The sequence below is a fragment of the Klebsiella oxytoca NBRC 105695 genome (assembly GCF_001598695.1).
Lineage (GTDB): Bacteria > Pseudomonadota > Gammaproteobacteria > Enterobacterales > Enterobacteriaceae > Klebsiella > Klebsiella oxytoca.
In genome coordinates this window covers 800976-810707 of record NZ_BCZK01000001.1, presented here as the reverse complement: position 1 = coordinate 810707, position 9732 = coordinate 800976, and the positions used below count along the sequence as shown (strand labels likewise).

Genomic DNA, 9732 nt, shown 5'->3' with positions numbered 1-9732 from the left:
AGAACAACAGCAACAAGCAGTTCCCCCGTCGGCAGCCAATGATGACGGCCGCAAAGCGGCAGTCGCTGAAGCAATCGCCCGCGTTCAGGCCCGGAAAGCGTCCCGGCAGGCAGTTAACGAGGATTAAATGGTTTTCAGAATCGCAAGTTCCCCCTACACCCACAATCAGCGCCAGACTTCGCGGATTATGCTGCTGGTGCTGCTCGCCGCCGTACCCGGTATTGTGGTTCAGACCTGGTTTTTCGGCTGGGGTACCGTACTGCAAATTATCCTCGCCGCCGTCACGGCGTGGGGAGCCGAAGCGGCCATTCTTAAACTGCGCAAACAAAATATCCCGGCGATTCTTGCCGATAACTCAGCGCTGCTGACCGGCCTGCTGCTGGCGATCAGTATTCCGCCTTTTGCGCCGTGGTGGATGGTCGTGCTGGGCACTGCGTTTGCGGTGATTATCGCCAAACAGCTGTACGGTGGACTGGGTCACAATCCTTTTAACCCGGCAATGATTGGCTACGTGGTGCTGCTGATCTCTTTCCCGGTGCAGATGACCTCCTGGCTCCCGCCCCATGAGATAGCCGCCAATGTACCCGGTTTTAGCGACGCGCTGACGATGATTTTCACTGGTCATACGGCTACCGGCGGGGACATGAACAGCCTGCGAATCGGCATTGACGGCATCAGTCAGGCAACGCCGCTGGATACCTTCAAAACCTCGCTCCATGCCGGTCATGCGGTGCAAGAGATCCTCCAGTATCCTGTCTACGGCGGCGCCCTGGCCGGTCTCGGCTGGCAGTGGGTTAACGTGGCTTATCTGGCGGGCGGTCTGTTCCTGCTATGGCAAAAAGCCATTCGCTGGCATATTCCGCTGAGCTTCCTGCTGAGCCTTGCCGTTTGCGCCACCCTGGGATGGCTATTCTCACCAGAAAGCCTCGCCTCACCGCAAATTCATCTGCTCTCCGGCGCCACCATGCTGGGCGCCTTCTTTATCCTGACGGACCCGGTGACCGCTTCCACCACCAATCGCGGTCGCCTGATCTTCGGCGCGCTGGCGGGGTTACTGGTGTGGCTAATTCGCAGCTTTGGCGGCTACCCGGATGGCGTCGCCTTTGCCGTTCTGCTGGCCAATATTACCGTTCCCTTGATCGATTACTACACGCGCCCGCGCGCGTACGGCCACCGCTGAGGACCCGAACATGTTACAAAGCATGCGTAAACACGGCATCACGCTGGCCCTCTTTGCTGCGGGTTCGACCGGGCTGACGGCCGCCATTAACGAACTGACTAAAAGCACTATTGAAGACCAGGCCGCCCAGCAGCAAAAAGCCTTATTCGACCAGGTTATGCCGGCCAATTTATATAATAACGACTTGCTGAAAAGCTGTTATCGGGTAACCGCGCCGGAGCTGGGAAAAGGCGAGCATAAGGTCTGGATTGCTCAGAATGGCGATAAAGCGGTTGCAGCGGTGATGGAAGCTACCGCGCCGGACGGCTATTCAGGAGCCATTCAGCTACTGGTTGCCGCCGACTTTAAAGGTACCGTGCTGGGTACCCGCGTCACCGAGCATCATGAGACGCCGGGCCTGGGCGATAAGATCGAGCTTAGAATTTCTGACTGGATCACCCTCTTTGCCGATAAAGTGATTCATGGGCAAAACGATAGCCACTGGGCCGTGAAAAAAGATGGCGGCGATTTCGATCAGTTTACCGGGGCTACCATTACTCCGCGCGCGGTGGTCAATGCCGTCAAGCGCGCGGGCCTGTATGCGCAAACTCTGCCCGCGCAGATTTCTGCTATCACTCCCTGTGGAGACTAGACCATGAGCGAAGTAAAAGACGTTATTGTTCAGGGGCTGTGGAAAAACAACTCCGCGCTGGTTCAGCTGCTGGGGATGTGTCCTCTGCTCGCCGTGACCTCTACCGCCACCAACGCTCTTGGGCTTGGGCTGGCGACGACGCTGGTTCTTACCCTGACTAACCTGACCATTTCCAGCCTGCGTCGCTGGACGCCGGCGGAAATCCGTATTCCGATTTACGTTATGATCATCGCTTCGGTGGTGAGCGTCGTCCAGATGCTGATCAACGCTTATGCGTTCGGCCTTTATCAGTCTCTGGGGATTTTTATCCCGCTTATCGTCACCAACTGCATTGTGGTCGGGCGCGCTGAGGCCTTTGCCGCGAAAAAAGGTCCGGCGCTATCGGCGCTGGATGGTTTTTCCATCGGCATGGGGGCGACCTGCGCGATGTTTGTCCTCGGCTCGATGCGGGAAATTCTCGGCAACGGTACCCTGTTTGATGGTGCCGATAGCCTGCTCGGCAGTTGGGCAAAGGTTCTGCGTATAGAAGTATTTCATACCGATACGCCGTTCCTGCTGGCAATGCTGCCGCCGGGCGCATTTATTGGCCTCGGCATGATGTTGGCGGTAAAATACCTCATTGATGAACGTAGCAAACAGCGCAAAGCCAAAGCGGCGCAGGCCGGGATCGTTGCGCCCTCTGATGTGACGGGAAAAGCATAGGATGAACAAGAGTAAACGCCTGGAGATCCTCACCAGGCTCAGGGATAACGACCCGCACCCCACTACGGAGCTGAATTTTAACTCGCCGTTTGAATTATTGATCGCCGTGCTGCTCTCGGCGCAGGCTACCGACGTTAGCGTCAATAAAGCTACGGCGAAACTCTACCCGGTCGCCAACACGCCGGCGGCGATGCTGGCGCTGGGCGTAGAGGGCGTTAAGTCGTACATTAAGACCATCGGCCTGTTCAACAGTAAAGCAGAAAACGTCATTAAGACCTGCCGGATCCTGCTTGAGCAGCATAACGGCGAAGTACCGGAAGACAGAGCCGCGCTTGAGGCGCTTCCCGGCGTCGGGCGCAAAACCGCTAACGTCGTGTTGAACACCGCCTTCGGCTGGCCGACAATCGCTGTCGATACGCACATTTTCCGCGTTTGCAACCGGACACAATTTGCGCCTGGTAAAAACGTTGAACAGGTGGAAGAGAAGCTGTTAAAGGTGGTTCCGGCGGAATTCAAAGTGGACTGCCATCACTGGTTGATTCTGCACGGCCGTTATACCTGTATCGCCCGTAAACCGCGCTGCGGTTCCTGCCTGATTGAAGATCTTTGCGAGTTTAAAGAGAAGGTCTACTCCTGACCCTACCAGAGCCATAACCCTTCATAAGTCATGGCTCTGGTGCATACCCCATTTTTCCGATGTTCACGCCATCCATTTAGCCTTCTTATGGCTTATTATTCCGCTATATAACCATCGATCAGCTTATTCATTTTTTTCAGAGGCAAAATTTCTATACATTTGTGATCCAGATCACTGAGTCAATTTCTTGTTGCTTTGTTGTTAACTTATTAATACGAAAACCTGCTGATTTAAATACCTCCAACTTAAATACCAACACAATAACCCATCATTTTTTATGATTTTGGGCTATATCACTGGATGCAAGCGCAAACAGCAGAACATATGGCCTTTATGCGAAAACTTTCCGATTCTGACAGATAAAAACGCTGCCATTAACGAAACGCTGAAATTTAACTCTGCATAACATTTATATGTCCGGTGTATTATAACGCTCAGGATATGTGTAACAGATTATTGCAAAGCTATTGCCTGATGGCACAGGATAGTGAACATTACCTGCCGTTTTCCCTCCAGAATAACTATAAAGGCGGCGGTCTGCGAAGATTGCGCCCCGAGCACCCCCCGTTAATATGGGATGTAAAAAAAGAGGTATTTGTGTCTACTGCAAACAATAAACCAACGGAGAGCGTGAGTTTAAACGCTTTCAAACAACCACGATCGTTCTATCTCATCTTCTCTATTGAGCTATGGGAACGTTTTGGTTTCTACGGCCTGCAAGGGATTATGGCCGTTTACCTGGTTAAACAGCTGGGTATGTCAGAAGCGGATTCTATCACTCTGTTCTCCTCCTTTAGCGCCCTGGTATACGGTCTGGTGGCGATTGGCGGCTGGCTGGGCGACAAGGTGCTCGGCACCAAGCGCGTCATTATGCTCGGCGCCATCGTTCTGGCTATCGGCTACGGCCTGGTCGCGTGGTCCGGACACGATGCGGGCATCGTGTATATGGGGATGGCAACGATTGCCGTGGGTAATGGCCTGTTCAAGGCTAACCCCTCTTCCCTGCTCTCGACCTGCTATGAAAAGAACGATCCGCGTCTGGACGGTGCATTTACCATGTACTATATGTCCGTCAATATCGGCTCCTTCTTCTCTATGCTGGCGACACCGTGGCTGGCGGCAAAATTCGGCTGGAGCGTCGCTTTCGCTCTGAGCTTTGTAGGCCTGGTGATCACCATCGTCAACTTCGCTTTCTGCCAGCGCTGGGTTAAGCAGTACGGTTCCAAACCTGACTTCGCACCGGTGCACGTGGGCAAACTGCTGGCCACTATCGTTGGCGTGGTCGTTCTGGTCGCGATTGCAACCTGGCTGCTGCACAACCAGGGCATTGCACGTATGGCGCTGGGCGTGGTTGCTCTGGGCATCATCGTTATCTTTGCTAAAGAGGCCTTTGCGATGCACGGCGCGCCGCGTCGCAAAATGATCGTTGCGTTTATTCTGATGCTGCAGGCGATCATCTTCTTTGTGCTGTATAGCCAGATGCCGACCTCCCTCAACTTCTTTGCTATTCGCAACGTTGAACACTCTCTGCTGGGTATCGCTTTTGAACCTGAACAGTATCAGGCGCTGAACCCGTTCTGGATCATTATCGGTAGCCCGATTCTTGCCGCCATTTACAACAAGATGGGCGACACCCTGCCAATGCCGATGAAGTTCGCTATTGGTATGGTCCTGTGCTCCGGCGCCTTCCTCGTGCTGCCGCTGGGCGCTAAGTTCGCCAGCGATGCGGGTATCGTCAACGTCAGCTGGCTGGTGATTAGCTACGGTCTGCAGAGTATCGGTGAACTGATGATCTCCGGCCTGGGCCTGGCGATGGTTGCGCAGTTGGTTCCGCAGCGCCTGATGGGCTTCATCATGGGCAGCTGGTTCCTGACAACCGCTGGCGCTAACCTGATCGGCGGCTACGTTGCGAACATGATGGCAGTACCGGACAACGTCACTGACCCGCTGATGTCGCTGGAAGTTTACGGCCGCGTGTTCCTGCATATCGGTGTCGCAACTGGCGTTATCGCTATCCTGATGCTGCTGACGGCGCCGAAGCTGAACCGCATGACCCAGGACGATGATAAAACGGCAAAAGCCAGCGATACCGCCACGGCTTAAGCTCCCTGGGAAAACCGATAAATTAAACCGCTAACGCTCTGTTAGCGGTTTTTTTTTGCCCCTGGGCGGACTAACATACAGAAAACCGCAGCCACGAGGAGTCACCGATGAAACTGTTCTATAAATCCGGCGCTTGTTCTCTAGCCTCGCATATCGCGCTACGCGAAAGCGGGCTGGACTTTACCCTGCAGGGCGTTGACGTGATGAAAAAACGCCTTGAAAACGGGGAGGATTATTTGCTGGTTAACCCCAAGGGTCAGGTACCGGCGCTGCTGCTGGACGATGACGTGCTGCTGACGGAAGGCGTGGCCATTATGCAGTATATCGCCGATCGCGTACCGGACCGCCAGCTGCTGGCGCCGGTAGGAAGCATCGCCCGCTACCAGACCCTGGAGTGGCTAAACTACGTGGCGACGGAACTGCATAAAGGCTTTACACCGCTGTTTCGACCGGATACGCCGGAAGATTTCAAACCTATCGCCCGCGCGCAGCTGGATAAGAAAATGCAGTACGTGAACGAATGTCTGCAGGATAAAGAGTGGATTAACGGGCATCGTTTCACCATTGCGGATGGCTACCTGTTCACCGTACTGCGCTGGGCCTACGCCGTGAAGCTGAATATGGAAGGTTATAGCAATATCGCGGCCTGGATGAAACACGTTGCCGCGCGCCCGGCCGTAGCCGCTGCTCTTGAGGCTGAAGGGCTGAAGTAAAACCGATGCTTGCCCGACATGTCGGGCAAGTTCATACCCGCCTTAAAGCTGGGTGGCGCTAAAGTAGTGCTCCGGCTGCGCAATACGATCCTGAGCCGCCACAACCTGAAGCTCATATTCCTGCATGTTTTTAGTCGCCAGCATGATTTCATAAACCGCGCCGGTCACATGCTCCAGCGCATCGCGCAGAGTGGCGCCCTGCAGCAGTTTGACCAGCAGCAACCCGCTGGTAACGTCACCGACGCCTACCGGCTGGCGCATGCCAAAATCCACCAGCGGACGGCTGATATGCCAGGCTTCCTGCGCGGTAACCAGCAGCATCTCAAAACGATCCATACTCAGTCCGGCACGCGAGAGATGCTTCACCAGCACCACCTCCGGCCCCTGAGCAATCAGCTCGCGCGCGGCCAAAACCGCCTCGTTAACGTTTGCCACCGGATGCCCGCAGAGGATCTCCAGCTCAATCAGATTTGGCGCAATAATATCGCTTGCCGGCAGCGCGTAGCGCACGTGAAACTCCGCTACGCCCGGCGCCACGATGCAGCCCTTTTCCGGATGACCCATTACCGGGTCGCAGAAATATTTCGCAGCCGGATTGGCGGCTTTAACCTGACGCACAATGCCAAGAATATGTTCGCCCTGTTCAGCCGATCCCAGATAGCCGCTTAGCACGGCGTCACAGCGCTGCAGTTGGTTAATATCGGCAATCCCCTGAACAATCTCCGTCAAATGCGCTGGCGGCATCACGCAGCCGGTCCATTTACCGTATTGGGTATGATTGGAGAATTGTACGGTATTAAGCGGCCAGACGTTGGCGCCAAGGCGGCGCATCGGAAATTCAGCGGCGCTGTTGCCCGCATGGCCAAACACAACGTGGGACTGGATGGCGAGGATGTTCTTCATCTTAATTACCTGAGAGCAAAAAATAAGGGGCGCGGTTTCCCACGCCCCTGCCTTTACGCAATTACTTCCAGCAGACCAGACAGTAATTTTTCTTACCGCGGCGCAGTAAGGTGTAGCGACCAAAGAGACGGTCGGCGTCGACAAATACGTATTCCGGGTCGGACTGTTTTTCGCCGTTGATGGTCACCGCATTGGATGCGATGGTTTTACGCGCCTGACCGCGGGACGGCTGCAGTTCAGAATCCACCAGCGCCTGCATCAGATCGGCGCCTTTATCCATTTCGATCATCGGCACGCCATCCTGCGCCAGCTGTTCGAAATCGGCTTCGCTCAAATCGCTCAGGTTGCCGTTGAACAGGCTCTCGGTAATGCGTTTTGCCGCCACCAGACCTTCTTCACCGTGCACCAGACGGGTCACCTGCTCGGCCAGCACGTACTGGGCGCGCGGCGCTTTACCGCTGTTTTTGTCTTCCTCCTCCAGGGCATTGATTTCAGCTATGTCCATAAAGGTGAAGAACTTAAGGAAGCGATAAACATCGGCATCCGCGGTGTTGATCCAGAACTGGTAGAACTTATACGGACTGGTTTTCTTCGGATCGAGCCACACTGCGCCGCCTTCGGTTTTACCGAATTTCGTGCCGTCGGCTTTGGTGATCAGCGGGACGGTGAGGCCAAAGACCTGATTCTGGTGCAGACGGCGGGTCAGGTCGATACCGGAAGTAATGTTACCCCACTGGTCAGAACCGCCGATTTGCAGCGCCACGCCGTGCAGCTTGTTCAGGCAAGCAAAGTCGTAGCCTTGCAGCAGGTTGTAGGAGAACTCGGTAAAAGAGATGCCCTGGTCGTCGCGATTCAGACGCTGCTTCACCGCTTCTTTGTTGATCATCTGATTTACGGAGAAGTGCTTGCCGATATCACGCAGGAAGGTGAGCACGTTCATGCTGCCAAACCAGTCGTAGTTATTCGCGGCGATGGCAGAGTTATCACCGCAATCAAAGTCGAGGAAAGGCGCGACCTGTTTGCGAATTTTATCTACCCACTCCTGCACGGTATCTTCAGTGTTCAGTTTACGCTCAGCGGCTTTAAAGCTCGGGTCGCCAATGAGACCCGTCGCGCCGCCAACCAGCGCAACAGGCTTATGGCCCGCCTGCTGAAAGCGTTTCAGGCATAACAATGGAACAAGATGCCCCAAGTGCAAGCTGTCGGCGGTTGGGTCGAAGCCGCAATAGAGCGCGATCGGGCCTTGCGCCAGTCGCTCTGCTAACGCTTCCTCGTCCGTCACCTGGGCTACCAGCCCCCGCTCCTGCAATTGTTTAATCAAGTTACTGCTTGCCATCAAATTCTCCATCTATAAACGACTGCACCTCTGCCGGTACACGACTTTTCGCCAGACGCGAAAAAAAACATCTATACCCTAAATAATTCGAGTTGCAGGAAGGCGGCAAGTGAACGACAAATTCGTCAGGAACGAATTTGAACAACCGAAGATGACCTTCGGTCAGGGACATGGATGTCCCTGATTCATCCCGATGAGCTTACTGTAGTAAGTGATTCGGGTGAGTGAACGCAGCCAACGCACATGCAACTTGAAGTATGACGGGTATACGCAAAATTGTTCAAGCTGCATCGCGGCGGCAAGCATATGAAAGCTCAGGGAACTTACACAGGTAAGCGACAGAGCGGGCAGGCGCAGCGGATAAAGATGCAGCTTGAAAAATGAAGCGTATAGAATAAAGCGCCAGGCCACGATGCACCAGCGCTTAAGACAACATTTTTGCGTCCTTTATGGCGCCAGTCGGTCGATCTGCCAGCCGCTGTTTTGACGCTGATAGAGAAAACGATCGTGCAGACGATGCTCTCCGCCCTGCCAGAACTCCATCTGTTCAATACTGACGCGGAATCCGCCCCAGAAGCTCGGCAGCGGAACTTCGCCCTGCTGGAACTTTTGCTTCAGCTCGAGGAACTTACTTTCGAGGATGCCGCGAGCCGAAATACGGCTGGACTGCTGCGATACCCAGGCGCCAATCTGACTGTCGCGCGGGCGGCTGTGGAAATATTTGACTACTTCCAGCGTCGACAGGCGTTCCGCTTTACCGATAACCATGACCTGGCGCTCCAGCATATGCCATGGAAACAGCAGGCTGATGCGGGGATTTTTTTCAATCTGGTGGGCTTTGCGGCTGCCGAGGTTGGTATAAAACACCAGGCCTTTCTCATCGTAGTGCTTGAGCAACACGATGCGCTGGTAAGGCTGCGAGTTTTCATCAACGGTCGCGACAACCATCGCCGTCGGGTCAGCGAGCTTCGCATCACAGGCCTGCCGCAGCCAGCGTTCAAATAATGCCAGGGGTTCGGCAGGAAGGTCGTGGCGACGCAGGCCACCACGGGTATATTCACGGCGCAGATGCGCAATTTGCTGCAATTCGTCGTTATCAGACATGGCAATTGAGAAAGTCATCAATGGGTGGCGTTATTGTGCGCCCCCATGACTGAAATCTCAACGTTTGGCGGTTTGCAGCTGACAGTTTTCCAGCACAATACGGTCGCGTTTATAAACGGTGGCGCTATCGCCTTTAGACCAGAAGACGTATACGCCATCGGTATAGCGCGCGCCGGAGGCGGAGAGACCCTGCTGTAAATTTAACTGCTGGTTGTCGTAAATGAAGCTGACCTGCTGGCGAGTATTATTGAGATGGACGGTTAACGGTTTTTGCTCGCACTGGTACTCGAGGGTATCCGTGTTCATCCGCTCAACAAACTGGTTGTAGTAGCTACAGCCTGCGAGCATAAAAGGTACAGCAAGAATAAGTATTTTTTTCATCAGTATGCCTTCGACTTTCCCGGTCCGGGAAGGCATAACGCC

The 9732-nt window shown here is 54.5% G+C and carries 10 protein-coding genes; 6 read left to right on the top strand and 4 right to left on the bottom strand.

What is annotated here, in order from left to right; all coding sequences use genetic code 11:
• Positions 1 to 127 precede the first annotated feature (127 nt).
• The 6 genes from rsxD (at position 128) to gstA (ending at position 5966) form a co-directional block, all read left to right on the top strand.
• Positions 128 to 1180, top strand: coding sequence for an electron transport complex subunit RsxD (rsxD, locus tag KO1_RS03665; protein WP_023321115.1), 1053 nt, complete (start codon positions 128 to 130; stop codon positions 1178 to 1180).
• A 10-nt stretch (positions 1181 to 1190) separates the two neighbouring features.
• Positions 1191 to 1811 carry an electron transport complex subunit RsxG gene (gene rsxG, locus KO1_RS03660; RefSeq protein WP_024274266.1) on the top strand — a complete coding sequence of 207 codons (621 nt, stop codon included), beginning with the start codon at positions 1191 to 1193 and terminating at the stop codon, positions 1809 to 1811.
• 3 nt (positions 1812 to 1814) lie between these two features.
• Entirely contained in the window at positions 1815 to 2513 is a 699-nt protein-coding gene (locus tag KO1_RS03655; RefSeq protein WP_004113426.1) for an electron transport complex subunit E, read from the top strand.
• Between the two features lies 1 nt (position 2514).
• Entirely contained in the window at positions 2515 to 3150 is a 636-nt protein-coding gene (gene nth, locus KO1_RS03650) for an endonuclease III (RefSeq protein ID WP_004102645.1), read from the top strand.
• 597 nt (positions 3151 to 3747) lie between these two features.
• Positions 3748 to 5253 carry a dipeptide/tripeptide permease DtpA gene (dtpA, locus tag KO1_RS03645; protein WP_024274267.1) on the top strand — a complete coding sequence of 502 codons (1506 nt, stop codon included), beginning with the start codon at positions 3748 to 3750 and terminating at the stop codon, positions 5251 to 5253.
• Positions 5254 to 5360: 107 nt separating this feature from the next.
• Entirely contained in the window at positions 5361 to 5966 is a 606-nt protein-coding gene (gstA, locus tag KO1_RS03640) for a glutathione transferase GstA (protein ID WP_023321116.1), read from the top strand.
• A gap of 42 nt (positions 5967 to 6008) precedes the next feature.
• Here gstA and pdxY read toward each other — a convergent pair whose 3' ends face one another.
• The 4 genes from pdxY to mliC form a co-directional block, all read right to left on the bottom strand.
• Positions 6009 to 6869: a pyridoxal kinase PdxY gene (gene pdxY, locus KO1_RS03635; protein ID WP_023321117.1), complete on the bottom strand. Its 861-nt coding sequence runs from the start codon at positions 6867 to 6869 to the stop codon at positions 6009 to 6011.
• Between the two features lie 61 nt (positions 6870 to 6930).
• Positions 6931 to 8205, bottom strand: coding sequence for a tyrosine--tRNA ligase (gene tyrS, locus KO1_RS03630; RefSeq protein WP_004102653.1), 1275 nt, complete (start codon positions 8203 to 8205; stop codon positions 6931 to 6933).
• Positions 8206 to 8652: 447 nt separating this feature from the next.
• Positions 8653 to 9309 (bottom strand): pyridoxamine 5'-phosphate oxidase, encoded by a 657-nt coding sequence (gene pdxH / locus KO1_RS03625; protein ID WP_024274268.1) that lies wholly within the window; start codon positions 9307 to 9309, stop codon positions 8653 to 8655.
• A 57-nt stretch (positions 9310 to 9366) separates the two neighbouring features.
• Entirely contained in the window at positions 9367 to 9690 is a 324-nt protein-coding gene (mliC, locus tag KO1_RS03620) for a C-type lysozyme inhibitor (protein WP_024274269.1), read from the bottom strand.
• Positions 9691 to 9732: the final 42 nt, after the last annotated feature.